The following is a 24,194-nucleotide window of genomic DNA, read 5'->3' as shown; positions in this document are numbered from 1 at the left end:
CAACAACTGTCACTTAGGGGCTTTCTTCTGTAGAATCTCTAAGGATAGACTGTATCACAGACCCTGTGACTATTGGGATAAAAAGCCATGTCAGAAGCTGATCTTCGAGCCCATCAGCACCAACCGCACCCTGCTGTTCCATCCAATACCGAACCATTGCAGTCAAATATTGCTGATGCTGGGGGTTTTGAGCCGATCGCCCCCCATCCGACAGACACTCCCGCAACCGTTCCCCAACAGCCAGAAGAAGACTGGCAAACAGTAGATTTTCCCAACGCCATCGGCGTAGATGCAATTCCCACACAACCTGAAACAAAAAATTCGCAATCTCAGACACAGCCGACTGAGGCGGGCTCGCCCCCGATTTCAGACAATCTAAAAAATATGCTTGGGAATGCCGAACAGCGTCAGGGCAAAGGATCGACCCCAGTCACCCTCATGCAAGCGCTGCACGAATGCAACCGCGACCTTTTGCAGCGCATCGCGCAGCTAGAAGCAGCTCTCGAAGAGTCCCAAAAAACCTTGCAGAATCGCGAAACTTTGCTAGAACAGCGGACTGCAGAACTAGAAAATACTCAAGAACAATTGACGCGGCTTTTTGGGAAAGTGGAAGTTTCCCATCAAACCCTCCAAAGTCAAGAAATTTTAGTCGAAAATTTAAGAAGTCAGTTGGCAACCAGCCAAGTCAGGCTAGCGACTGTTGAGCGAGAATGTGCGTCTACTGTGCAGCGCTACAACGAACAGTTACACCAGTTAGTAACCACAGAAAATATTTGCAGGGAATTGCGAGCCCGCTTGCACCGCCAGCAGCGCCACACCCTGCAATTCAAAGCTGCCTTGGAAAGAAGTTTGGAGAGACCACAGGTGAAGTCGCCGATTATCCAGCCGCCTGAGAGTGCTCCCGATACCGCCAGCGCCCAATTAGAATCATTGCTGGCGGCGGTTAAAAGCTCTCAAGTTCCGCTGCCGCCAGCCTTCAACGCTTCCCCTGTCCAACCTTGGTCGGAATCAGAAGAGCATCCAGAGGTAGCGGCTGTTGTCGATGCGATCGAGCCTGAATCCCCAGCCAATATGGAAGTCAACAAATTAGCCAAAGTATCGGTTATTCAATTGCAGGAGATCGAAACCTACCAGCCTCATGAGCCGGCAACTGACTCGGCCCCTGCGGTTGCGGAACCTGAAATGCCGGTGGCGGAGTCTGAACCCGAAACTGCTACCAAAGTGGACACCCAAGAATTGACCAGGGCTTTTCAAATTTTGAACTCCGTTGAAACCTTTGGGATTCAAGAAGTGCGATCGAGTGTGACCAAAACTACAGCAGTCGCCCAACCCGACTGGCTGACCTTGATTGCCAGTCCGCTGCGGGCTTCTAAAAAACGTCGATCGCTAGCTGAAATTGAATTGCCGAGTTTTCGATAGCGAACTGAAGTTGCTAGTGTTGAGTTTTGACTCAAAACTCAACACTCTTTTCTCCCCTTTCCCATGCCGTAGGTGAGATCGTAGCTGGTAGCCAACAGCCACAGCCAAACAGCCGGATACCGGGGCTCCAACCAAGGCTGTACGCTGCGGGCGAAGCTGGGAAGCCATCCGAAGAGGAAACTGGCCAAAGCCAGCAGAGTAAAATTCAAGTAACTTCCCAGCCAGCGCCAAATATCCCCCAAGCTGACAAAATCTAAAATCCACAGCAGTAGAGAAGGGTTTTTTCCGGCTGCTTCGATCGCCAGTCGGTTGAAAGTTAGCCAGTCGGTTCTGTCTTTAATAAAAGTTTCGGCTACTGCGAGTTTTTGCGCTGCCAAAATACCAAAAAAGGTATTGAGAATTGAATTAATTCTTTGAGGTGGCAAACTAAGACCCGTAGGAACCATCATGCCTTTAGAAAACAGCCAAGTTACTGAAACATTGCTCTGGTAGGCGCGAATTTGGTTTAAGTGATTTGCCCTCAACAAATTGTGCTTTAATGCTGTATCCAAAAGGTCTGTTAAGCGGAAAAGATTGCGGACTAGAGAGCCGAAGCCAGTGAAAACGAGGGGAGATTGCAGGGATGCTGCGTCGCCGATCGAGATTAGGCGATCGATCGCCACGGATCGATCGCTGCTGTTGGTGCTAAAATGCCCGGGAATATAACCAAAAGTCGGCTTTTTCCACACCAATTTATCGACATCGCAGCGGCGGTATTCCGGTAAAATTGCGAAAAAATCCTCGTACATTTCCAGCAAAGAACCGGGATTCTCGGGATGTACTTGGTGGTAGTGAAATAGATAAACTGTCAGTTCTGTGCCTGCGCCGGGAAATAACTCCCAAATGAGCTGGCGGCCCCGGGAAATGTCGCCGTGACTGCAGAGCACATCCCCGTACTCGGAATCCCATACTCCCGGCTCAAATCCTCCGTCGATGACTGCTCCCACTGTCGGACAAACGCTCTCAAAAGTCCGCCCTCCGTTCAACTGCCAAGCGATGGGAGAAGCCGAACCCATGGCATCGACCAGCAGCCGTCCTAATGCTGCGCGATCGGCTTTGGTGGGCAAGTGGCGGCCCTGAAATACTACTTTTTCCGCTTCAACATCAGCTCTAATAAACTCAGTTTCATCCCATATTTCTCCGCCAGCTTCTGTTAGCTTAACTCCCGCCAAATAGAGAAGTTTTTCGCTGTCCAAAGCTACATTTAGCACCTTCGGCGTGTGCAGAATAGGTGCTTGAGCAACGGGCGGATTGTTAGCATCAAAAAACTTGTTGTAGCCATCTTTATATTCTCGGGCAATCAAAGTTTCGATTTCCGCAGCAGTAAATAAACCCAAATCAATTAAGCTTTGAATTTCGTCGCGCGAAATATTCCACTCGCGATTCATCCGCCCGAAAGGCATTCGCTCAACTAGCAGCACCCGGTAGCCCAATCTCGCCATGACTGCGGCGTGAATCACTCCCAATGCCCCGCCAATATAAATTAAGTCGTAAAAAGTATCGCCAGAATCGGACACCGAAATCGTGTCTTCTTCCTTCTTCCCTCTTCCTTCTTCCTTCTTCCTTCTTCCTTCTTCCCTCTTCCCTGTTCCCTCTTCCTTCAAAAACACTACTTGTTTTGGCGTTTGAGGATTGCGAGTGCCTTCGCGCCAACGCTGCTCCCACCAGTAGACGCGCTTGAGGTCGTATTCGCCTTCAGGCATTTTTTGGAAATATTTGACTGTCAGGGGGTAATAGGGGGCAAGAGCGTCAAAAATTGACTGTTTGGAGAGGTCTATCACAGGGGGTTCCGGGTAGCGATCGGGAAACTTGTTTCTCACAGCAAGATTCAGAGCTTGCAGGAACTTTCTTTCTCCAACGGGCGCGTCTTCTAGACGAAAGACTTTTAAATAAGTTGTGCGTTGTACTGACCAGACAAAGAGGGAAAGTTCTGTCGATCGGGAATTGTCGTTTTCTGAATTGGTGTTAGCGAAGGCGGGTTTTGGATTGGCATTTTGAGTTCCCGACAACACAACCTCGGCTGCTGTTGCGGTTGACAGCAGCCGAAAACCGTCAGGAGTAATAATTTTTTCTCCGATTCCCGGATCGAATTCGTGCTGCAACCAAGTGCAGACGGCTGCTGTATCCGGTGTCGGGACTTCTAGATAAAGAATTTCTTGCATGATTAGGGTCTCTATTCAGAATAAATTAATAAAGATGAGGGAGTTGACAAGGGAGCAAAGTAAGTTATACTCCCGAATACTTATTTAGTTTTAAATAAGTTTACAGTGTTCTCAGATTTTTAGCTGATTAGCCGGAAGCCCCACAGCGGCTGAATATCTACTCCCTTCGGTATGCACTCCTATGAATTATCCCATTCCTACGAATCCTCAAGAAATGATTGCTTTGCGACAGCAGCCGCTGAATGAAGAATTGGTGGCGTCGGCGATCGCGGGTGTGATTCAGATAGCTCGATCGCGGTCTCAGTCTTTGGATGAGTTAAAGGCTGAGTTGCTCGCCGACGACAATCTGCTCGATTTGCCTCAAAGGCTATGGCTGAGCGAGATTGTGGCTCAAGCTTGGAACAATTTGCCCTAAATTGTCCCCATCCAAACCACCCTCCCGAACGATCGCGTTCGATGCGGAAGGATGAGCGATCGAACCGGCGACAACAAGCTGACGAAAGCTACATTGTGCCGGAGAATTTGCGTTCTTGTAAAAATTATGGTTAAGTTATTGTTAAATTTATCTATATTGAGCAAATTTCATAAATTTGCTTCCAGTTTCATAGGTTAGCTGCATCGATCGAATTTTTTAAGATGCCAATAATTTTACTAATGTTATCAATAAAATAATCATTTAAATCAACTTCCATAAGTTGATTGCTAAGCCGTAAAAATTTCCAATTTGTCCCTGTTGTGACCGCTCCATATATTTCGGGAATATTATTGTTTCTTCTTTCATTAAAGATTTGAGCGGCAATCATTTCTGCCATACATTGTGGCAGCCCAGCTTGGATATTATCATTTTTAGCTTCTACTAAGGCGACCACGGGGGCTTTGATTAGCAGTTGTTCGGGAGAACGGCTAATCATAAAATCACAGAAACTCGTTAATCCTTTTTCTAAATCTACATTAAACTCTTTTCCTGAAAAAAAGCTAATTTGATACTTAAACTGCTTTCTAAGTTCTACTAAAATAGGTGCGACAATTAATTCGGAGCGAGCTTTTTCGGTATTAATTGCTAAAGCCAAAGAAATGTTTTCTTGCAGAGTTTGGCTGAGAAGCTCGCTATACTCGGCGTCTGGTAAATCGGCAAAAATACCAACTTTGTCAGCAATGGTTATGCCAAAGTTGGTTTCAATCATTTCTAGGTTTGTGAATTGGCTGTATGACATTCTTATTCCGATATCTGGAAAACTTGACCCTCAAAAATGAAAAAATATTGTTGGTATTTTAACATATTTGATTCTCGTTTTCAAAGGAATTTCGTATGAGTAACTTGGCAACTAACGCAACTCAACTTCTCGCTTGACTTCTGCCAAAACTCGATCGCCCCGCGTCAACCGGTATTCGGCCCGCCAAACTCCGGGAATCAGAGGAGAATTCGTACTGTTTCTTTTGCCGACATAGCCCAACCAAGTGCGGCTGGGGGCTTTAATTTCGTTGGTCTGGTCAGCGATGGTTGTGCCGTTGGGTGCAAATAATTTGTATTGTTCGCGATCGCCCTTGAGCACTCCGTAACTTTGCACCCAAAACAACAAAGCTGGACTGTTTGCAGGGAGTTGAGTCTCGGAAAATTGTCCTTCCCAGACAGCGTTCATATCGGGTGCCTTATTGGCAAAACCGGCCCGAATTAAACCTGTAGAAATATAGTCTAGAGGCTTGTCCCAAATTGGATTGCGGGCGATGTTGCAGCCTACCTTCGCGTCGGGGCCGACAAAGGGATCTACGGGTTTGCCTTGATAGCGAAAAGTTACGTGTACGTGGGGGAAAGAGGCCATGCCAGAGTTTCCCACCATGCCCAAAAAAGTGCCTTTTTGTACCTGCGTACCGGGTTTGACGGCAACGCTGCCTTTGCGGAGGTGGCAGTATTGGGCTTCCCAACCACCGCCGTGGTCGATTACCATGCCGTTGCCGCATTCTGTACCTGCGATGCTGGCTTTGTCTGTATCGTTCTGTAAACGCCGATCGACCACACCATCTCGCGATCGCAAAACTTTGCCTGCTGCGGAGGCAATAACTGGCACTCCTTTTGCCATTGCTTTGGCGTCGGGAATCGCAAAGTCTGTGCCGTCGTGGCCGTCGTAGGTTTGGCGCCCGCAACCAAAATCGACGGCGGTGGGGCCGGGTTCTCGATCGAAATACAGCAATACAAAACAGTCTTTGCCTAGGGTACAGTCGATCGGCTGGCCGAATTGCGGGTTGTTGGGCTTTTGGGCGACTGCGGTCGAAACGAGACGCTGCGCGATCGTGTTGGCTTCGGCGATCGGGGCATTGACTCCGGTTGTCTTACCACAGCTAGACAGGCTTGTCAATCCCACGGTCAACAAAATTGCAGAAATGTGTTTTGTGGAGAGTATAGTCATTCGCCGATTGGATGTAAAAGCTGAGGTGGGTAGTGAAAAATCAATTAATCATTCAGAATAGAGTTGCTCTAGAATCTAGACGATGGGTCAGGCTGTTTCGTTTCCTATATTTGTTGTATTATTTTGAGTTTGAACTTTTAAAATTTCAATTATTTCAAGAATGCGCTCTAAAATTCGATCGCTCATTTCGATAATTCGGCTGGCCGGGCTGGCTGTGGCGGCTTTGGCGATGTGGGGATTTGCCACTATTGCCGAAGAGGTGTTGGAAAAAGAAAGTTACGCTTTCGATACCTCTATTTTACTAGCTCTGAGGGAATTGCACACTCCGCTGGGCGATCGAGTAATGCTGGGCTTTACCTTTTTGGGCGAACCGAAGTTGCTGCTAGTGATTTGTCTGACCTTGGGTATTGTTTTGCTAGCGCGCAATCACCGATCGGAAGCTGCAACTATTGCGATCGCGGCTGGGGGAGCGATCGGTTTAAATTTACTGTTAAAAACACTTTTTGCCCGCGCTCGACCTCAACTTTGGGAGCGCGTTGTTGACGTTCGCTTTTACAGTTTTCCTAGCGGACACGCGATGATTTCAATGGTTATTTACGGTTTGCTAGGATATTTCTTGGGTTCCCGCTTTCCCAAGCAGCGCTGGTTGATTTACAGCTTGACAGTTGTATTGATTGCTGCTATTGGTTTGAGCAGGCTTTACCTAGGAGTTCACTGGCCTACCGATGTTATTGCTGGTTATACGGCGGGTTTGGTGTGGCTGATCACCTGTATTCTCAGTTTGGAAATATGGAAGGAATTGCGTTCTTTGACTACAGCTTCTAAAGAAGAGTTTTTGTCACCGGACAATTCTCAAGAATAATTTTTAAATTTCTACTCAAGACTGACTATTTGCTTTTGGGTAAAACACATGGCAATTCCTTTTTCGTAGTAAGCTGCCTCGTTAATAAAAATTGGATATACGGTCGATTTATCTTCATAGAATACCGACTCGCCATCAAAGGTCAAAAACATCGGATCGCCGGGATTCAGGGCTTGATAATCTCTGGATTGCAGGTGAGGATGAATCATTGCCTGAATTTCTCTGTTTTCGTTTCTGGGATAGTCGATCGCCCCAATGGTATGATAAATAGTCAGGGGATTCTTTGCAGCAGGCATTGTGCCTTGATTGTAGGCTTCTACGCCGTCTAAGATCGTGCCCACAACTTGCTCAGTTTGCTGAAATAAAGACGCATCTAATATGCCTTGCGGGACTGCACCAACTTCCAGCGTACCGCCTAATTCCGAAAGCGATCGCAGCAAATTACTATCATGACTCTTGGTTGCCGAAGCGAGTAGCTTGAGGTGGGGATGCACAGAGGTTAAATAAGCTGCTAGTTGCAGGTTAAATGGATGATGGCTGGCGAGAATAAAAGTTAGCCCCATGTTGGAGGTGGTGCTGTGCAAATCGATAATTACGTTGGGCTGATGAGTGTTTTTTGAGCTAAAAATGCCGTAGATTTCTTTCGCCCGCTGGGCTTCATAGCTGGAGAGATGGGGATTTTCTAAATCTTCTTGTCGAAAGCAGCGGTTGAGGTCGATATCGACGTAGCGCGTCCCGATTTCGCAAGCTTTGGGATTGGCTAGCAGAGTCATAGTTTCAAAAGTCGATCGCCCAATTAACTCTGGCGCGCGATCGAATTTCTTCACTAGGTAAATTCCTGTGAGTTCGTTTCCGTGGGTTCCTCCCACTATGGCAACACGTTTAATTTGGTTCATAAACAAATAACTTCCTATCCCAAGCGTAGCACCATTTGTCATCTGTTGGTAAAAAACATCAGATTGAGGTTGATTGTGTGTTTATATTGAGATTAGCTAAAGTTTAAGTAAATAGGTATCACGCGCAGACCTTGGAAACCCAGTTTATCCGATCCTGTCACAATAAAATGAAGACTACCGAAAGATAAAGGATATGACACCAGAGGAGTTGTTGCAGTTAATCGACAAAGCCCCAGATGAAGGCCAGACAGAATTCGATTTGCCAATCTGTGGAGGAATTGCCGCCACAGATTGGCAAGTGCGCTCCGCTTGAAAGGTTGGTGCTGGGGAAATTTGCTATGATAGTTTGAGCGATCGCGCTATTATATATTCTGTAAATTACCAGCTATGAACATTCAGTTGGTTGACTCCTTAATTCAAGTCATTGAGTCGCTGACACCTGAAGAGAGTTTGCTGCTTCAAGAAAAACTCTCAGCTAGGGCGATTCAGATTACGCCTGGAGTCTGTGGAGGAAATGCCCGGATTCGCAACAGCCGCATTCCTGTTTGGACACTGGTTTCGCTTCACCAACAGGGCGCTGATGAGGCTGAGTTACTTCGGAATTATCCAGTCTTGGACGATCGCAATTTAGAGAATGCTTGGCGTTATTACGATCGCCACCGCGAAGAAATCGATCGCATTATTGTTTCCGATCGAACCGAATAGTAGAATAGTAGATAGCTAAAAGAGGGGTTTTTGATATGGGACTGAATGAGTATTTTGATTTCTTAGCAGCGGATGATATTCGGATTAAAGGACATCGCATCGGGATTGAGACGGTGCTGTATGAGTATTTGTATCGAGAACGCACCGCCGAAGAAATTCAGCAACTCTATCCATCTCTAACTTTAGCAGAAGTTTATACGACTATTTTATATTATTTGCTGAACAAGGAATCAGTAAGTAGATATTTGCAAGATTGGTTGGAATGGTCGCATCAACAGCGAAAGCTGCAAGCAGCAAATCCTCATCCCGCTGCGGAAAGATTGCGAAAATTGAAAGCTGAACGGGAAAGACAATCTGTTATCCAGGGTGCTTGATCGATGGCGCTGAAATATTTAATGGACGAGAATGTTACGCCCATTTATGCTACACAACTTCGGCAAAAACGCCCTGATTTAGTAGTTTGGTCAGTGGGCGAAATTGGTACACCCCCAAAAAGCACTCTCGATCCGGAGATTAATGCTTGGCGTTATTACGATCGCCACCGCGAAGAAATCGATCGCATTATTGTTTCTCATCATACAGATGATTAAATCGATTAAGTTTAAGAAAACCAGTTTTCGATTGCCAAGTCTTGAAAGTTTGCATAATCAGCAACATTTCGTGTCACCAGAATCAAATTATTGACTTTAGCTATCGCTGCAATTTGCCCATCAGCATAAGACGGTGTAAGCCCGATCGGGATGAGTCTTGCTCGTTATGCGGCCAACCACTCAGCGGCTTCTTGGGTGTAGGGCAAAATCGGTAATTTTACTTTTACTTCTTCCTGAAGATAAGCTTCGATCGCACTGCGACGCTTAGAATCTGGCATTCGATAACAGCCCAGCAGAACTTCATGCCAAACGATCGAGGCGATCGCCACCGTGGATTTTGCCTCAATTAGTTTAGTCATCACATTCGCATTCGGAAGAGGACGAACAGGTTCGGAGATAATGTTGGTATCGAGTAAATAACGCAGCGTCATTCAAAGATGACCTCGCGTCCTGCAAAAGTTCGATCGCGAACCTCTCCCCAAATTTCATCAGGATTTAAACCCAGTTCGTGCAGTTGATATTTTTCACGAAATGCACTGAGAGATTCTCCAAAGCTAAGTTCGAGATTCTGTGGCTGTTTGCGCCGTTGAATGTATTCGCGCAAGGCGATTTCAACTAGAGTCTCGATCTCAATTTCTCCCTCAAGTTCGATCGCCTCTTGCAGCAGCGCCGTATCCACATTCAGGCTCGTCACCATTGGCTTTCCTCTTTTAACGGTTATTTTATTATAGTTGTGATGTCTCGCTCAGAAACCGGGTTTTTGCCCAGAAGACGCATGACAGTGTAGAAAACAAAAAAACCGGTTTCTTTGATTGTGACGCGCGGGCAACTCCCCACCAAGCAAAAATTCCTGTCACAATAAAATGAATCCTACCGAGAGACAAAGGGCATGACGCGAGAGGAAGCAGTGCGGCGAATTGACCAAGTAGCCGAGGAAAAATTGACCCAACTGGATTTGTCGGGGCTCGACTTGGAGGAATTGCCGGCGGAGATTGGCAAGTGTACGCAGCTTGAGACGTTGGTGTTGGGGAAGAAGACACAAGATTGGGAATGGTGTGATGGTAAATACAGTGCGAAACTAATCACCAATCAATTAAGAACACTGCCGGAGGAATTGCGAGCGCTGGGGAATTTGCGCTCGATTGACCTCAGCGGCAATCCATTCGGAACGATGCCAGAATTGCTGCTGGAAAGGAAGCAATTAGAGAGTTTAAATTTAACCAGGATTGGTTTAACAGCGATCCCAGAGGAGTTCGGGCAACTGTCGAATCTGGCAGAGCTTAACCTCAGTGACAATCAGATCACCAAAATTCCAGGGGATCTCGGGCAACTATCGAATCTGACAAAGCTTTGGCTCGGTGAAAATCAGATTACCTCCATCCCAGAGACGATCGGGCAACTGTCGAATCTGACAAAGCTTTACCTCAATAACAATAAGATTACCTCCCTCCCAGAGGCGCTCGGCAAACTGTCGAATCTGAGAGAGCTTTACCTTGGTAGCAATCAGATTACCTCTATCCCAGAGGCGATCACCCAACTGTCGAATCTGACACAGCTTCACCTCAATAACAATAAGATTACCTCCATCCCAGAGGCGCTCGGCAAACTGTCGAATCTGAGAGAGCTTTGGCTCGGTGAAAATCAGATTACCTCCATCCCAGAGGCGATCACCCAACTGTCGAATCTGACACAGCTTCACCTCCATAACAATCAGATTACCCCCATCCCAGATGTGATCGGGCAACTGTCGAATCTGACACAGCTTAACCTCGGTGAGAATCAGATTACCTCCATCCCAGAAGCGATCGGCAAACTGTCGAATCTGACAGCACTTTACCTCAGTGGCAATCAGATTACCTCCATCCCAGATGCGATCGGCAAACTGTCGAATCTGACAGGACTTTACCTCAGTGGCAATCAGATTACCTCCATCCCAGAGTCGTTCGGGCAACTGTCCAATCTGACACAGCTTTCCCTCTGGAACAATCGCATTACCTCCATCCCAGATGCGATCGCCCAACTGTCGAATCTGACACGGCTTGACCTCAGTGACAATCAGATTACCTCCATCCCAGATGCGATCGCCCAACTGTCGAATCTGACAGCACTTTACCTCAGTGACAATCAGATTACCTCCATCCCAGACGCGATCGCCCAACTGTCCCATCTGACAGGACTTGACCTCAGAAAAAATCAGATTGAAAAGATTCCGGAATGCTTGGAAACACTGCCAAAACTTGAAAAACTCGACCTTCGCTGCAATCCCCTGCCCATTTCTCCAGAAATTCTAGGGCCGACTCAACATTACAAAGCCCCCGGCACTCCCACCGCCATCTTCAACTACCTCCGCCAACTCCGCAGCGGCGAAGTCCGCCCCCTCAACGAAGCCAAAGTCCTTCTCGTCGGGCAAGGCAGCGTCGGCAAAACCTGCCTGATCAACCGCCTCATCGACAACAAATACAACCCCAACGAGTCTCAAACCCACGGACTCAACATCAGAGACTGGAAAATTACAGTCAACACCAAATCCGTCAAACTCAACGTCTGGGACTTCGGCGGACAAGAAATCTACCACGCCACCCACCAATTTTTTCTTACCAAACGCAGCCTCTACCTCCTCGTGTGCAACTGCCGCACCAGCGAAGACGAAAACCGCCTCGAATACTGGCTGAAACTGATCGAAAGCTTCGGCGACGCATCCCCCGTCATCATCGTCGGCAACAAATGCGACGAACAACCCCTGGATCTCAACCGCAAAGCGTTGCGCGACAAGTATCCCAACATCAAAGCGATTATCGAAACCTCCTGCCAAAGCGGAACCGGCATCGAGGAACTCCGCAGCGCCATCCACACGGAAATCTCCCAACTCAAAGAAGTCTACGATCTTTTGCCGCTAAGCTGGTTCCAAGTCAAGCAGCGCCTGGAAAACCTCGACAAAGACATCATCAGCATCAGCGAATACGCCACCATCTGCGCCAAAGAAAACATCTTTGAAGAAACCGACCAAACCCAACTAATCGGACTGCTGCACAACCTGGGCATTGTCCTCAACTTCCGCGAACATCCGATTTTGCAATCCACCAACATCCTCAATCCCCACTGGGTGACAGAAGGCATCTATGCCCTCCTCAGCGACGAGAAACTCAAAGTCAAAACCAAAGGCATTCTCACCTACGCCGAACTCAGCCGCATCCTCGACTCAAATAAATATCCCAGCCACCGCTACCACTGCCTCACCGGGTTGATGGGCGAATTTGAACTCTGCTTCCCCGTCAGCCATTGTCCCGCGCCGACTTTCCTCATCCCCGGCATCTTGCCCAAAGAGGAACCGCAAAACACCAAACTTCAAGGCGAAACCCTGGAATTTCAATATCACTACCGCATCCTCCCCGACAGCATCCTCTCGCGTTTCATCGTCCTGATGCACGAGAAAATCCACAACTGCACCCACTGGCGCACGGGGGTTATGCTGGAGTACAGGGAAGGCGCTGAGGTGTACAACATCGCCCGGATCAAATCTGACCCGGAAGATGAGAAAATTTTTATTGCTGTTAGCGGGCGGGAATCGACGCGGCGTTCTTTCCTCAGCATGATCCGCGATACGTTTACCAAAATCCACAATTCTTTTGCCAATCTGGAAATCAGTCAATGGGTGCCGATTCCCGGTTATCCCGATGCCGATCCGCTGGATTATGATGAATTGCTAGGGCTGGAGGATATGGGCGAGAATACAGTGCGCGTCGGCAAACTTAAACTCAAACTCGATTTGCGGCAGTTGCTGGATGGGTATGAGTCGATCGAACTTCGGCGCAGAAACCAAATGGGCGATGAAAAATACGGAAGAGAATATGATGACATTGTAGATATCGCTAAACGACTCGCTAGCAGACCGATTAATAATAAAGCCGAAGCAAAAATGACTCAAAATTCTTCTGAAACCAACAACTTTCAAGGTGCTTTTCAAGGTGCTAACTTTTCCGGCAATATCGGCGGTTCGTCGAACAGTGCCGAAGTTGGCGGCAATCAATCAGTGCAAAACAATAATGCCAATACGGCAGAACTTTTGAAACTGATTTCCTCGATGCGTGAAACCGCCGAGCACTTTCCCGAAGACATCCGCGAGGGGATAATTATCGATATTGAAGATGTCGAAGCGGAAATTAAGAAACCGGAAAGCCAATGGAATAAAGCCAGATTAAAGAAAAGCTTAAAAGCTATTGTAGCGGCGGGTACTGCGATCGGAGTTGGTATCTCAGGTGCTGTTGACTTTGCTCACAAGGCGATCGATTTAGGCGAGAAAGTGGGTATCGAACTCAAGCTACCGTTAGGACGCTAAATCATTTAAAATTAAGGTGATTGGGGCGATGATCACCCCAATCATTCCACAAACCTCGGTGTTGCCATGCGGAAAATTGTACTATTCATTGCATCTAGTCTGGACGGTTATATCGCTCGCTCAAATGGCGATATTGACTGGCTATTTACAGACCAAAATTACGGTTATACTAAATTCTTAGATAGCATCGATACAGTTTTCATGGGTCGGAAAACTTACGAACAAGTTCTAACTTTTGGCGAGTACCCGTACCAGGAAAAAAAGAGTTATGTTTTTACGAAAAATCTAGATTTTAAAGCCACTTCAGATGTCGAAATAGTAACAAATTTAGAGAGTTTTGTCAATGACTTGCGCTTGCTGGACGGCAAAAATATTTGGTTGGTGGGAGGTTCTCTGCTGATTCGCGATTTCCTGAATCAAAATTTTGTTGACGAAGTGATTCTCTCGGTACACCCGATTATTTTGGGCGAGGGAATCCCTTTATTTGCTAATCCCATAAATACTACAGCTTTACAGTTAACTGGCTGTCAGACATACAGTTCTGGTATGGTTCAGCTATCTTATGATGTCGCGACTTGAGGGCGATCGCAGCAGCTTGTGCGCTTTGGCTGCTATAAGATATATATAGAAGCTGTATGAGGGAAAAATGGCTGCTAGAGATTTATTTCACGATGCTGTAAAAAAAGCGCTTCAGAAGGAGGAGTGGGAAATCACCGCAGATCCGCTGATCGTCAAAATTCAGGGCGTTAAGTTTGAGATTGATTTAGCCGCAGAGAAGATTTTGGCTGCGGAAAAATTAGGGCAAAAAATTGCTGTTAAAATTAAAAGCTTTCTCAACAACTCTGCAATTACTGACTTTCATCTCGCCTTTGGTCAATTTTTGAATTATCGGCTTGCCTTACAAATCAAAGAACCGGACAGAACACTGTATCTAGCAGTACCCTTTGATACTTTTAAATCGTTTTTTCAAGAGTCATTTATACAAGAAGCGGTCAATGTGTATCAAATTAAACTCGTCGTTTACGATCCGCAAAAGGAGGTAATTGTGGAATGGAAAGAGTAGAGCATTACCGCCAGTGTATCCGCAAATTGCTAACTCAACAAGCAACGATAGAAAAGCCTAATTCAGATGTTGAATGCCAGCTTGTTTTTGATGGGGAACATGACCACTATCAGTTACTAGATGTTGGCTGGGAGGGACTAAAGCGGATATACAACTGTTTCATTCATTTGGATATTAAGGATAGCAAAATTTGGATTCAGCGCAATATGACAGAAGTGGATATTGCACGGGAATTTGTGGAGATGGGAGTGTCTGAGGAGGATATTGTGTTGGGGTTGCATCCGCCTTACAAGCGTCCGCATACTGGGTTCGGAGTAGCGTAAAGGAAAATGCGATCGCAGATGATGAAATGTGTTTGCTACTTTTTGTTATTAATATCTTTTTTCTGGGTGGCGCTTCCTGCTGACGCCTCTGTATGCCGCAATTATCGAGGACGCGAGATTTGCATTGTCAATATCAAACGCAGTGCGAAAAATTATTGGGAATACAGGGTAATTCTTAGTGTTGACGGAGTGAAACAGCCTCTGGAAGTCTACAATTGCCGCGATCGCACTACAGTTAAAAAAGATGGCACAGTTTTGGCGTTTGGACAAAACAACCCTGGTGAAATCGTCTGCCGTTTTTTTAATCAGAAATAAGTAAATGAAGTTATTGTAGGGTGCGCTTCGGGGTGAATGTGGCTACCACAAACTCAAAAATTTTTCCCGAAGCGCAGCCTACGTTAGAATTTGCCGTCTACTGCTGACACGCAGCGTTCGCAAATTAGCGGATGTTCGATCGACTCTCCGACGTGAGTAGAGTAGTTCCAGCAACGATCGCACTTTTCACCGTCTGCTTTCACTACACCAATCGCCAACTCGGGAGACTGATAACTGTACGGCAATTCCTGCAGGATTGCATTCGATTCTACCAGTTCCACTTCCGAAGTAATGAACAAATACCGCAGTTCGTCTACACCGTTGCCGGTCATTGTAGAATCGTGCCCTGCAGCTATTTCAGCAGGAATTTCTGGTTCCGGTTCGATCGCAACTAATTCTGCTTGCGGGATTTGGGGTGTTTCTACAAACACTTTTTCGGCTGGGGCTGTTTGTGCGATCGCCTGTGTTTCTACAAGCACAAGCGCTGTATCTAATGCCGGTGCCAGTACCATCGCCTTTGTTTCTGCAAGTACAAGCGCTGTACTCCTGCCCACCACATCTGCTGTCAGGAATTCAATTTGTTCTGCAATTTCTTGACGGTTGGCGGCAAACAACAAGTGACGGAAAGCAAACCAGATTGTAAATAAGATGCCGATGACTTCAAAGAGGCCTCCCAACAGCGGAATCTGATTCATCGTATCCAAAATCGCCAGCGTTACTCTGCCCGTTACTAACACAGAGGCTAACAGCCCAAGTGTTACCAAAACTTTTTGGTATTCTGTAAAAAAGTTGCCCGCGTATTCAGGCAGATCCGCCACAAACTGGATGCTTCGATCTAAGATTTCCTGCCAATCTAAAGCCGACGGTTCAGGGGCGGAATACTGTACGATCTCAGAAGATCGATCGCCCTTTTCTATCGCTTCTGCCTCAACATAAACTGTGTTTTCTGTCAAGACTTTAGCAACTTTTGCCGCCTGTTCTTCCTGTCGATCTTGTGCTGCTTTTGCTTTCTCCTCTGCGGCTAACTCGATGACTGAATTTTGCGATCGCACGTAATCCACCAATTCTTCGCTGCTGGGATTCAAAGCTTGCAATTGCTCTCTTTTCTCAACATTGGGAACGTACAATAAAACCTTAGCTTCCAAAGAAGAACCGATCGCCTTTTCAATCCGGGCTTTTTCCAAAACCTTGTTAACTTCGCCGCGCACTTGTCGCAAATACTGCCAGCGCGCCGCCAATTCTGGATTGTGCCACGAAGCATCAATTTGCACCCAGCCGGCTTCAAATACTGACTTGTAAGGAGTCGGATAGGGAAGGTACTGCCAAATATCCTCAGCCATGTGACACAAAACAGGTGCGATCGCCCTTGCTAAATTCTCCACAGCAATTGCAATCACCGTCTGACAACTGCGGCGGCGACGGGTATCTGTCGCGCTGATGTAAAGTCTGTCTTTGGCAATATCCAAGTAAAAATTCGACAAATCCACCGTGCAAAAATTCTGCACAGTTTGGAAAAATCTGGAAAATTGGAAGCTTTCAAAAGCATCTTGGACTTCCGCAAAAACTTCGCCCATTCTGTGCAGCATATAGCGGTCGAGTTCCGGCAGTTCCTCGTAAGCAACGGCATCTTTTGCCGGATCGAAGTCGTGCAAATTGCCCAGCAAAAACTTAGCTGTATTGCGAATTTTGCGGTAAACATCCGACTGCTGTTTGAGAATGTTTTTGCCCAAAGGCACGTCTGCAGAGTAGTCTACCGAAGACACCCACAACCGCAAAACATCGGCTCCATATTCATTAATTACGACTGCCGGATCGACGACATTGCCTAGAGATTTGCTTTGCTTCCGGCCTTTTTCATCTAGCACAAAACCGTGAGTCAAAACTGTTTTGTAAGGAGCAACGCCGTTAGTAGCTACACTGGTAAGTAAGCTGGATTGAAACCAGCCGCGGTGTTGGTCTGAACCTTCCAAATAGATATCAGCAGGATAGTTTAATTCCGATCGACCTTTGGCAACTGCGGCCCAGGAAGAACCGGAGTCAAACCACACATCCATCGTGTCTGTGCCCTTGCGGTAAGTGCGACCGTTGTTGCGGTAAGATTCCGGCAGCAATTCATCGATCGACAATTCCCACCAAGCATCCGAACCGCGTTCGGCAAAGATGCCTTGTACGTGGGCGATGGTTTCTTCATTTAACAGCGGTTCGTTGGTTTCTTCGTCGTAGAATACGGGAATGGGAACGCCCCAAGTCCGCTGGCGAGAAATACACCAATCCGATCGATCGCCCACCATTGCAGTAATCCGATTTTCCCCTTGGGCGGGAATCCAATTCACACCGGCGATCGCTTTTAGGGCTTCATCGCGGAACCCTTCAACGGAGGCAAACCACTGTTCCGTCGCCCGAAAAATGGTCGGCTTTTTCGTGCGCCAATCGTAAGGATAAGAGTGAGCGTAACTTTCCTCTTTAATCAAACAATTTGCTTCTGCAAGGGCATCAATCACTGCGGCATTGCCATTTCCGAGGACATTTAAACCTGCAAACTGTCCGGCTTCTGCGGTGAAATTTCCGTTCTCGTCTACGGGCGTTAAAATTGGCAAACCGCAGCGTTTTCCTACTATAAAGTCTTCTTGTCCGTGCCCGGGGGCAGTGTGCACCAATCCCGTACCAGAATCGGCGGTAATGTAGTCACCCCCGGCAACAATCGGACTTTCGCGATCGAACAGCGGGTGTTTGTAGATGCAGCCTTCTAATTCTTTGCCTTTGAAGGTTGCGAGTATTTTTAATTGAGTGTTAAAAGTTGCCGCCAGCCGATCGACCGCATCGACAGCTACTAACATAAATTGTTGCGCGATGTGGGAATTTGCCGGCGGTTCCACCACCGCATAAGTCAGTTCGGGATTGACGGCGATCGCCAAGTTTGCCGGAATCGTCCAGGGGGTAGTCGTCCAAATCGCCGCCCAGAGGCTCGGCATATAGCGCTTGAGCTTCGTTTGCAGGGATTTTGACAGTTTTTTCACGTGGAAGCCGACGTAGATGCTGCGCGACGTGTGGCCTTCGGGATATTCCAATTCCGCTTCGGCGAGGGCTGTTTTCGAGCTCGGGCTCCAGTGAACCGGTTTGAAGCCGCGGTAGATGTAGCCTTTGAGCACCATTTGACCGAAAACGCCGATTTGGGCGGCTTCGTATTCGGGCTTCAGAGTTAAATACGGGTGTTTCCAGTCGCCCCAAACGCCGTAGCGCTGGAAGGATTCGCGCTGCTGTTCCATTGTTTGCTGCGCGAAGGCTGAGGCTTTGCGGCGGAGTTCGATCGGGGAAAGATTTAGCCGCTCCTCCGATTTCATGTTCTGCAATACTTTAAGTTCGATCGGCAATCCGTGACAATCCCAACCGGGCACGTAGCGGACTTTTTTGCCGCGCAGGATTTGGTAGCGGTTGATGAAATCTTTGAGGATTTTGTTGAGGGCGTGGCCGATGTGGAGTTGTCCGTTAGCGTAGGGCGGGCCGTCGTGGAGGATGAACAAGTCGCCCGGGTTATTTTCCGAGAGGCGATCGTAGATTTCTCGATCGGCCCAAAATTCTTGCAATTCTGGTTCGCGCTTGGCGGCGTTGGCGCGCATATCAAACTTGGTTTTGGGCAGATTTACGGTGTCTTTGTAAGATTTAGCTTCCATTTTTGACAAACTTTTTATGTAGTTAGTTGTTAGTAGTTAGCGGTTATTTGAGAGATGGTATCAAGTCCGGTTAAATAATCATAATTAAGTTTGTAGTGACAACTTTAGTCATCTCTCGTCCTTGAAGGGCTGACAACCAGATATTCTAGTATAGGCGATCGACCGCACATTTGAGCAAAGCAAATCCGTAGAGCTCTCTCTCTTCTCGGACTCTGCGCCCTCTGCGCCCTCTGCGGTTAAATCATTCATAAACCGAGGTGGCGCTACTCACTCAGCCAACTGAACATTTCACCGACGGTGAGATTAAAGGATGCGGCGAAGGTGGGAACGGGGATGCGATCGCCCGGTTCTTCAAAAACTGCTATGGTGCGATCGGCAAAATAGACAAATACCAGTTCTTCTTCCGGGTCAATCAACCAGCCCATCTGGGTTCCGTGGCCGAGACTGTGGAGAATGTTGCGGACGACTTTAGTTTGGCTTTGGTCGGGGGAAAGAATTTCGATTGTCCAGTCGGGGGCGATGGCGAAAGTGTTGGCTACTTCGCCGTTTTCATCGCGGGGAATGCGTTCCCAGGTAAAGACTGCAAGATCGGGTACTGTCGATCGACCGCCAAAGGTGCACCGTAATTCTGAATAGGCGCGGGCGATGCGTTGGGGTTTGAGTACCCGGTTGATGTCAGCACCCAAATCGCTTTGAATTGTGCTGTGTTTTCCTTGGGGCATAGGTTTTTGGATAATCTGGCCATCGATGAATTCGCTAGCGGGTTTGGTTTCCGACAGTTGGAGAAATTCATCGAGAGTCAAAGGTTTAGTTGGGGTTTGAACCATTGTTTTTATTCGATTTAAATTTAATTTGTAATAGTTAAGCGATCGCGGATTTAATTTATCAAGAAAATGGGTCTAAAACCCCGTCCTTCGCTTGACGGCTTTAAGGGGTCTAACTCGTTTGACGGCGAGTCCGACAGGGATTGAAATCCCTGTCTCATAGCGCAAGTCCTCTGCAAGAGGACTGAGGAGGTTGATTGACGTGCAATGCACAACTCAACATCGAATTGAATTGACACTTGCAGTCGGTTTTAGGCGAAACTCAACATCGAATTGAATTGACACTTGCAGTCGGTTTTAACCGACTTTCGCTATGAGACAGGGAATTCATTCCCTGTCGGAATGTCGGAATGTCGGAATGTCGGACTCTGGCAAGTGAAAAGCCCTCATAGAAATACTCCCAACCCGCGGCTAACGGCATTTCCCATGCGATCGCACAATGACGCGGCCGGCACTCCCTGTCCTTCCTGTTCCCATTTTTCCACGAGTTGGCGGCCCAGGGGCGTGAGGCGAAAACTGTCGGTAATCCCTTGTCCGTCTACTTCCCGCCGCAGTACGCCGACTTGGATCAGCCACAGCAGGGAGTTTTCGGCTGCGAGTTCGGATACGGGCGATCGCGTGTAGCCGCTTTCGACACCCGCATTTGAGGCGATCGCACTTAGGAAAACACTGTTATCGCGGATGGTCTGGAAGAAGTGTAATTGAAAAGGGCTGCACCGGACGGCGCGATCGGCTCTTTTGACAGTGCGGCTGGGATAACTAATAGATTTAAACGCTTCGGATGGGATAAAAGTCATTGCGAGCATCTCTGAACAGGTTGTATATTTTTAATTGTTACCGATTATATGGTAAGTTTGGCGGTTGATTTACTAAACCAAGAAACTATCTATCTCATCAATAAACTTTTTGAGTTGCTTAACACTGTTAACCAAGTGCAAATACAAAAATTCATAATCAAGATTATTTATAATCTCTTGCGAGACTTTTTCACTTTTATCATAATTTCTACTTACTAATCGATAAATTTCATCTAAATCTTGACTAGGACGTACCCTTTGTTCAGGATCGATGATTCTTAGGTCTAAACCACATTTTTGTATGATAAAATCACAGGTTAAACGATTATCTATTTTAGCCAAATAATTCCATTCTGCTAAAAACCATGCTTCAACTTCCATTACAGCTAAAATTACAGAAATTGGAACTCCTATTTTTTGCAAAAGTTTCAAAAATCCTCTGATTCCTGTTTCTATTTCTTCTTTTCTTCCTAAAGGTATTGGGTATAAATCTCTAAGCCCTAAAATTTTTTCATAACCATTCTTGATTAAGCTCTGATGCTGTTTTCTGATATCAGAAACTACATGAGCATCATTACCACAATCATATAAAAGGACAAAAAAAGGAGCATTTTTTATCGTACTTAATTTAAGTGGTTGAATTATACGATTAGCTTTGCCACCTTGAAATTTATAAGTTTCAATAGATATTTTTTTATAACCAGCAATTTCCTGAAATAACCTTTCAACAAATATCTGTTCTGTTTGTCCTTCAACAAAACAAGCAATTTTCTTTGGTGTCATAATTTATGCTGCCTCTTCATCACCTTCTTTTTGTAACAGAAACTCACTGGTGAACAAATCAAAGTTATTAAGTCCAATAAATTTAAACTCCTCAATCTTCTCGCGGGAATTATAAATATTATGTAATTTTGCACTCCCAGGAGTTCGTTCAATCAATGACCAATATTCTAGCGGAACACCATTCATAATAAACTCATCATTGGTAGTCATAATAAGTTGAATTAATCCTGTTTTAGCTTTGTCTATTAGAAGTTTAATTATAGACGAAGAGCGTTGATAATCTAACCCTTCTCCAATATCATCAATCACAATACAACTAGGTTTACTCGCTAGTAAAGAGTAGTTAATTTGAATAAACAATGATAAAGCTCGAAACATTCCTTGTGACATTTCTGATTGTTCTGTAACCGAAGTTAAATCTTCTTCCTGAATATATAAAAATTGTGGTAAGTTATCTGGGCTATCAACAACAGAAATATCGGGATTGATTAAAGATGGCACTTTTGTGCCAATCTTTGATAATTTATAACCAATTTCTCTCATGTCAGAGAGAATGGCGTTTATAAACTCATCGCCTCTTTCCTCTTTTCCAATCACAAATATACCGACCACAAAATCAGAATCCTTGAAATCTGTTTTATTTTTCAGTAATTCCATTGCGGAAGGAATACGAGCCATCAGATTTTTACCTAGCTGTGTTCCAAACTCATAAAATCTTAGGGAACTAGACCATTGATATAAATTCTCTAAAAATGGATGCTGAATAGAATCTCTACGCTTAACAACTGCGAGTTCTGTTTTGTCAGTTTGAAAATCTATTTTTTGCTTAATTTTCTTGGCGAATATTTTTCCTTCACCTGATTCATCCCTATCTAAAAGTGGCTCATCACTTTCACTGTAGATAATTAATTTTTCTTGAGTTACCAGACCTTTCTCTATTTTCAATATATATTCTGTTTTTTCTTCATGCCGATCAATATCAAACAACAAACGCCATTCATAGCTTTTGGGTCGGGGAGCAAGAGAGCCACTTTCTGATAGTAACTCTGATAGAGTATGTATTGCCCTCAAAATTCTTGATTTACCAGTAGCATTTTTACCTACAATTAAATTTGTTTGGCTTAATCGACATTCTTCAACTCGCCATTCACCAGGCAAACCTTTATTATACACATATTCAAAAATATCTAGCTTCATAAATTTGTTACCTTTATTACAAAATTTTTATAACAATAGGATGAAACACTTATAATATAACACCCGATCGCCCATTTGAGAATTACCTCTGCAGATACACCTCCATCCCACAAAGCTATAGAATACTTAGGATGGAGCAATCTATTTACGGACTATGACAGAACACAAAACATTGACAACCGCTGACGGGATTCCAGTTGCAGATAACCAGAACTCCTTGACAGCAGGTGAACGCGGGCCTATCCTCATGCAGGATTTTCACCTGATGGAAAAACTGGCTCACTTCAACCGGGAACGGATTCCCGAGCGCGTTGTCCATGCCAAAGGAGCCGCTGCATTTGGCACGTTTACCGTCACCCATGACATTACTCGCTACACCAAAGCTCAGCTATTCTCAGAAGTGGGCAAACAAACTCAGGTACTCCTCCGCTTCTCTACCGTAGGCGGCGAACAAGGTTCAGCGGATGCCGAACGCGACCCCAGAGGTTTTTCGATTAAGTTCTACACCGAAGAAGGCAACTGGGATTTAGTAGGCAACAACACGCCTATTTTCTTCATCCGCGATCCTCTCAAATTCCCTGATTTTATCCACACGCAAAAGCGCCATCCCCAAACGCATCTCAAAGATCCTGACGCGAAATGGGATTTTTGGTCGCTGAGTCCAGAAGCTTTGCATCAGGTGACAATTCTGTTTTCCGATCGCGGTACCCCGAAAAGCCACCGCCACATGGACGGTTTTGGCAGCCATACGTTCAGCCTCATCAATGCTGGAGGAGAACGGGTTTGGTGCAAATTCCACTTCAAAACCATGCAGGGTATTGATAATTTCACCGCCGAAGAAGCGACGCGGATTAAAGGCGAAGACCCCGATCATGCGACTCGCGATTTGTTTGAGGCGATCGACCAAGGTAATTATCCCAAATGGCGGTTTTGCATTCAAGTAATGACCGAGGCCCAAGCCTCCGAGTATCGCGAAAACCCCTTTGACTTGACAAAAGTGTGGAAGCACTCAGAGTTTCCGTTAATTGACGTGGGAATTCTTGAACTCAATCGCAATCCACAAAACTTTTTTGCTGAGGTGGAACAGGCGGCATTTTCTCCTTCTAATGTCGTTCCAGGTATTAGCTTCTCTCCAGACAAAGTGCTGCAATCTCGCATCATGTCCTATCCAGATGCTCAACGCTACCGTCTCGGTGCAAACTATCAGCAATTGCCCGTCAATCAACCAAAGTGTCCGGTGATGCACTACCAACGGGATGGCGCAATGGCACCGGGTAACAACGGCGGTAGCGGGCCGAACTACGAACCCAACAGCCACGAGGATGCGCCGAAACAAAACTGTGCGTATGCTGACCCAGCTTGGGACTTAGGAAATGTCAAAGTCGATCGCTACGATCACCGCAAGGGCAATGACGATTACACCCAAGCAGGAGACCTCTATCGCTTGATGAAACCCGACGCACAGCAGCGGCTTGTCGCTAACATTGTGGACAGTTTGAGTGCAGCAAAACCGGAGATTCAGATGCGCCAACTTTGCCATTTCTTCCGCGCCGATCCGAATTACGGCCGCCAAGTTGCAGAAGGTTTAGGAATTGCGATCGATCCGTCGATGATGGCTGCTGCTGGTCAACCGGTTGGTGTGTAGAACCCGCGAACATTCAATTAGACATCTGCTAAAAAGCAGATGTCTAATCTCACAGCTTGCACTACGATCGCTGAACAGGCTTTCCGGCCTGTTCCACAAAGACTAGATTTTCTCGCTTCACAGGCATCTTGCCTGTTCAAAAAACGATTATGGACAAGGGTG

At 46.3% G+C, this 24,194-nt stretch carries 23 protein-coding genes; 12 read left to right on the top strand and 11 right to left on the bottom strand.

Annotated features, from left to right (window positions below):
* Positions 1 to 87 precede the first annotated feature (87 nt).
* Entirely contained in the window at positions 88 to 1,419 is a 1,332-nt protein-coding gene (locus QUA80_RS11775; RefSeq protein ID WP_333424311.1) for a hypothetical protein, read from the top strand.
* Between the two features lie 38 nt (positions 1,420 to 1,457).
* Here QUA80_RS11775 and QUA80_RS11770 read toward each other — a convergent pair whose 3' ends face one another.
* Positions 1,458 to 3,620 (bottom strand): flavin-dependent dehydrogenase, encoded by a 2,163-nt coding sequence (locus QUA80_RS11770; protein WP_333424309.1) that lies wholly within the window; start codon positions 3,618 to 3,620, stop codon positions 1,458 to 1,460.
* A gap of 181 nt (positions 3,621 to 3,801) precedes the next feature.
* On the opposite strand from QUA80_RS11770, the gene QUA80_RS11765 reads away from it, so the two are divergent.
* Positions 3,802 to 4,035: a hypothetical protein gene (locus QUA80_RS11765; protein WP_333424307.1), complete on the top strand. Its 234-nt coding sequence runs from the start codon at positions 3,802 to 3,804 to the stop codon at positions 4,033 to 4,035.
* 187 nt (positions 4,036 to 4,222) lie between these two features.
* Here QUA80_RS11765 and QUA80_RS11760 read toward each other — a convergent pair whose 3' ends face one another.
* A complete protein-coding gene (locus QUA80_RS11760) occupies positions 4,223 to 4,804 on the bottom strand; it encodes a hypothetical protein (protein WP_333424305.1) in 582 nt (193 codons plus the stop codon).
* 141 nt (positions 4,805 to 4,945) lie between these two features.
* On the bottom strand, positions 4,946 to 6,025 hold the full coding sequence (locus tag QUA80_RS11755; protein ID WP_333424303.1) for a M23 family metallopeptidase: 1,080 nt from the start codon (positions 6,023 to 6,025) through the stop codon (positions 4,946 to 4,948).
* Positions 6,026 to 6,185: 160 nt separating this feature from the next.
* On the opposite strand from QUA80_RS11755, the gene QUA80_RS11750 reads away from it, so the two are divergent.
* Positions 6,186 to 6,887 (top strand): phosphatase PAP2 family protein, encoded by a 702-nt coding sequence (locus QUA80_RS11750; RefSeq protein ID WP_333424301.1) that lies wholly within the window; start codon positions 6,186 to 6,188, stop codon positions 6,885 to 6,887.
* An 11-nt stretch (positions 6,888 to 6,898) separates the two neighbouring features.
* On the opposite strand, the gene QUA80_RS11745 is transcribed toward QUA80_RS11750, so the two are convergent.
* Positions 6,899 to 7,783 carry an aspartoacylase gene (locus QUA80_RS11745; RefSeq protein ID WP_333424300.1) on the bottom strand — a complete coding sequence of 295 codons (885 nt, stop codon included), beginning with the start codon at positions 7,781 to 7,783 and terminating at the stop codon, positions 6,899 to 6,901.
* Positions 7,784 to 8,170: 387 nt separating this feature from the next.
* Between QUA80_RS11745 and QUA80_RS11740 the strand changes: the two genes are divergently transcribed.
* From QUA80_RS11740 to QUA80_RS11730, 3 genes are read left to right on the top strand one after another with little or no spacing between them, the layout of a single operon-like run.
* Entirely contained in the window at positions 8,171 to 8,488 is a 318-nt protein-coding gene (locus QUA80_RS11740; protein WP_333424298.1) for a DUF433 domain-containing protein, read from the top strand.
* A 35-nt stretch (positions 8,489 to 8,523) separates the two neighbouring features.
* The gene (locus QUA80_RS11735) at positions 8,524 to 8,862 is read left to right on the top strand and encodes a DUF433 domain-containing protein (RefSeq protein ID WP_333424297.1); all 339 of its coding nucleotides are present in this window, start codon (positions 8,524 to 8,526) and stop codon (positions 8,860 to 8,862) included.
* 3 nt (positions 8,863 to 8,865) lie between these two features.
* Positions 8,866 to 9,078, top strand: coding sequence for a hypothetical protein (locus QUA80_RS11730; protein ID WP_333424295.1), 213 nt, complete (start codon positions 8,866 to 8,868; stop codon positions 9,076 to 9,078).
* 164 nt (positions 9,079 to 9,242) lie between these two features.
* On the opposite strand, the gene QUA80_RS11725 is transcribed toward QUA80_RS11730, so the two are convergent.
* Positions 9,243 to 9,509 (bottom strand): PIN domain-containing protein, encoded by a 267-nt coding sequence (locus tag QUA80_RS11725; RefSeq protein ID WP_333424293.1) that lies wholly within the window; start codon positions 9,507 to 9,509, stop codon positions 9,243 to 9,245.
* Entirely contained in the window at positions 9,506 to 9,775 is a 270-nt protein-coding gene (locus QUA80_RS11720) for a type II toxin-antitoxin system VapB family antitoxin (protein WP_333347729.1), read from the bottom strand. The genes QUA80_RS11725 and QUA80_RS11720 overlap by 4 nt, the downstream gene beginning before the upstream one ends.
* 192 nt (positions 9,776 to 9,967) lie before the next feature.
* Here QUA80_RS11720 and QUA80_RS11715 point away from each other — a divergent pair, with 192 nt between their 5' ends.
* From QUA80_RS11715 to QUA80_RS11695, 5 genes are all read left to right on the top strand, one after another.
* The gene (locus QUA80_RS11715) at positions 9,968 to 13,414 is read left to right on the top strand and encodes a leucine-rich repeat domain-containing protein (RefSeq protein WP_333424291.1); all 3,447 of its coding nucleotides are present in this window, start codon (positions 9,968 to 9,970) and stop codon (positions 13,412 to 13,414) included.
* 66 nt (positions 13,415 to 13,480) lie between these two features.
* Positions 13,481 to 13,993, top strand: coding sequence for a dihydrofolate reductase family protein (locus QUA80_RS11710; protein ID WP_333424289.1), 513 nt, complete (start codon positions 13,481 to 13,483; stop codon positions 13,991 to 13,993).
* A 67-nt stretch (positions 13,994 to 14,060) separates the two neighbouring features.
* Positions 14,061 to 14,477, top strand: a complete 417-nt coding sequence (locus QUA80_RS11705) for a XisH family protein (protein ID WP_333424287.1) — start codon at positions 14,061 to 14,063, stop codon at positions 14,475 to 14,477.
* Positions 14,465 to 14,800, top strand: a complete 336-nt coding sequence (locus QUA80_RS11700) for a XisI protein (protein WP_333224736.1) — start codon at positions 14,465 to 14,467, stop codon at positions 14,798 to 14,800. Before QUA80_RS11705 ends, QUA80_RS11700 begins: the two co-directional genes overlap by 13 nt.
* 18 nt (positions 14,801 to 14,818) lie before the next feature.
* Entirely contained in the window at positions 14,819 to 15,115 is a 297-nt protein-coding gene (locus QUA80_RS11695; RefSeq protein WP_333424285.1) for a hypothetical protein, read from the top strand.
* 83 nt (positions 15,116 to 15,198) lie between these two features.
* On the opposite strand, the gene ileS is transcribed toward QUA80_RS11695, so the two are convergent.
* From ileS to QUA80_RS11670, 5 genes are all read right to left on the bottom strand, one after another.
* Positions 15,199 to 18,786 (bottom strand): isoleucine--tRNA ligase, encoded by a 3,588-nt coding sequence (gene ileS, locus QUA80_RS11690; RefSeq protein WP_333424283.1) that lies wholly within the window; start codon positions 18,784 to 18,786, stop codon positions 15,199 to 15,201.
* Between the two features lie 263 nt (positions 18,787 to 19,049).
* Positions 19,050 to 19,613, bottom strand: a complete 564-nt coding sequence (locus tag QUA80_RS11685; protein WP_333424281.1) for a Uma2 family endonuclease — start codon at positions 19,611 to 19,613, stop codon at positions 19,050 to 19,052.
* A gap of 383 nt (positions 19,614 to 19,996) precedes the next feature.
* A complete protein-coding gene (locus QUA80_RS11680) occupies positions 19,997 to 20,407 on the bottom strand; it encodes an Npun_F0494 family protein (RefSeq protein ID WP_333424279.1) in 411 nt (136 codons plus the stop codon).
* Between the two features lie 72 nt (positions 20,408 to 20,479).
* Positions 20,480 to 21,190 (bottom strand): hypothetical protein, encoded by a 711-nt coding sequence (locus QUA80_RS11675; protein WP_333424278.1) that lies wholly within the window; start codon positions 21,188 to 21,190, stop codon positions 20,480 to 20,482.
* Between the two features lie 3 nt (positions 21,191 to 21,193).
* Positions 21,194 to 22,387 carry an ATP-binding protein gene (locus QUA80_RS11670; RefSeq protein WP_333424276.1) on the bottom strand — a complete coding sequence of 398 codons (1,194 nt, stop codon included), beginning with the start codon at positions 22,385 to 22,387 and terminating at the stop codon, positions 21,194 to 21,196.
* Positions 22,388 to 22,541: 154 nt separating this feature from the next.
* On the opposite strand from QUA80_RS11670, the gene QUA80_RS11665 reads away from it, so the two are divergent.
* A complete protein-coding gene (locus tag QUA80_RS11665; RefSeq protein WP_333424274.1) occupies positions 22,542 to 24,032 on the top strand; it encodes a catalase in 1,491 nt (496 codons plus the stop codon).
* The last annotated feature ends 162 nt before the right edge of the window (positions 24,033 to 24,194 follow it).

The sequence above is a fragment of the Microcoleus sp. F4-D5 genome (assembly GCF_036704885.1).
Lineage (GTDB): Bacteria > Cyanobacteriota > Cyanobacteriia > Cyanobacteriales > Microcoleaceae > Microcoleus.
This window is presented reverse-complemented; position numbering and strand designations above follow the sequence as displayed.

What these genes read in the sequence shown, in the direction of transcription:
- ileS (WP_333424283.1), bottom strand. Translation starts at nt 18,786, where the DNA reads ATGGAAGCTAAATCTTACAAAGACACCGTAAATCTGCCCAAAACCAAG.
- QUA80_RS11705 (WP_333424287.1), top strand. Translation starts at nt 14,061, where the DNA reads ATGGCTGCTAGAGATTTATTTCACGATGCTGTAAAAAAAGCGCTTCAG.
- QUA80_RS11720 (WP_333347729.1), bottom strand. Translation starts at nt 9,775, where the DNA reads ATGGTGACGAGCCTGAATGTGGATACGGCGCTGCTGCAAGAGGCGATC.
- QUA80_RS11755 (WP_333424303.1), bottom strand. Translation starts at nt 6,025, where the DNA reads ATGACTATACTCTCCACAAAACACATTTCTGCAATTTTGTTGACCGTG.
- QUA80_RS11675 (WP_333424278.1), bottom strand. Translation starts at nt 21,190, where the DNA reads ATGACACCAAAGAAAATTGCTTGTTTTGTTGAAGGACAAACAGAACAG.
- QUA80_RS11735 (WP_333424297.1), top strand. Translation starts at nt 8,524, where the DNA reads ATGGGACTGAATGAGTATTTTGATTTCTTAGCAGCGGATGATATTCGG.
- QUA80_RS11695 (WP_333424285.1), top strand. Translation starts at nt 14,819, where the DNA reads ATGATGAAATGTGTTTGCTACTTTTTGTTATTAATATCTTTTTTCTGG.
- QUA80_RS11725 (WP_333424293.1), bottom strand. Translation starts at nt 9,509, where the DNA reads ATGACGCTGCGTTATTTACTCGATACCAACATTATCTCCGAACCTGTT.
- QUA80_RS11670 (WP_333424276.1), bottom strand. Translation starts at nt 22,387, where the DNA reads ATGAAGCTAGATATTTTTGAATATGTGTATAATAAAGGTTTGCCTGGT.
- QUA80_RS11740 (WP_333424298.1), top strand. Translation starts at nt 8,171, where the DNA reads ATGAACATTCAGTTGGTTGACTCCTTAATTCAAGTCATTGAGTCGCTG.
- QUA80_RS11765 (WP_333424307.1), top strand. Translation starts at nt 3,802, where the DNA reads ATGAATTATCCCATTCCTACGAATCCTCAAGAAATGATTGCTTTGCGA.
- QUA80_RS11665 (WP_333424274.1), top strand. Translation starts at nt 22,542, where the DNA reads ATGACAGAACACAAAACATTGACAACCGCTGACGGGATTCCAGTTGCA.
- QUA80_RS11715 (WP_333424291.1), top strand. Translation starts at nt 9,968, where the DNA reads ATGACGCGAGAGGAAGCAGTGCGGCGAATTGACCAAGTAGCCGAGGAA.
- QUA80_RS11685 (WP_333424281.1), bottom strand. Translation starts at nt 19,613, where the DNA reads ATGGTTCAAACCCCAACTAAACCTTTGACTCTCGATGAATTTCTCCAA.
- QUA80_RS11680 (WP_333424279.1), bottom strand. Translation starts at nt 20,407, where the DNA reads ATGACTTTTATCCCATCCGAAGCGTTTAAATCTATTAGTTATCCCAGC.
- QUA80_RS11710 (WP_333424289.1), top strand. Translation starts at nt 13,481, where the DNA reads ATGCGGAAAATTGTACTATTCATTGCATCTAGTCTGGACGGTTATATC.
- QUA80_RS11700 (WP_333224736.1), top strand. Translation starts at nt 14,465, where the DNA reads ATGGAAAGAGTAGAGCATTACCGCCAGTGTATCCGCAAATTGCTAACT.
- QUA80_RS11745 (WP_333424300.1), bottom strand. Translation starts at nt 7,783, where the DNA reads ATGAACCAAATTAAACGTGTTGCCATAGTGGGAGGAACCCACGGAAAC.
- QUA80_RS11750 (WP_333424301.1), top strand. Translation starts at nt 6,186, where the DNA reads ATGCGCTCTAAAATTCGATCGCTCATTTCGATAATTCGGCTGGCCGGG.
- QUA80_RS11770 (WP_333424309.1), bottom strand. Translation starts at nt 3,620, where the DNA reads ATGCAAGAAATTCTTTATCTAGAAGTCCCGACACCGGATACAGCAGCC.
- QUA80_RS11775 (WP_333424311.1), top strand. Translation starts at nt 88, where the DNA reads ATGTCAGAAGCTGATCTTCGAGCCCATCAGCACCAACCGCACCCTGCT.
- QUA80_RS11760 (WP_333424305.1), bottom strand. Translation starts at nt 4,804, where the DNA reads ATGATTGAAACCAACTTTGGCATAACCATTGCTGACAAAGTTGGTATT.
- QUA80_RS11730 (WP_333424295.1), top strand. Translation starts at nt 8,866, where the DNA reads ATGGCGCTGAAATATTTAATGGACGAGAATGTTACGCCCATTTATGCT.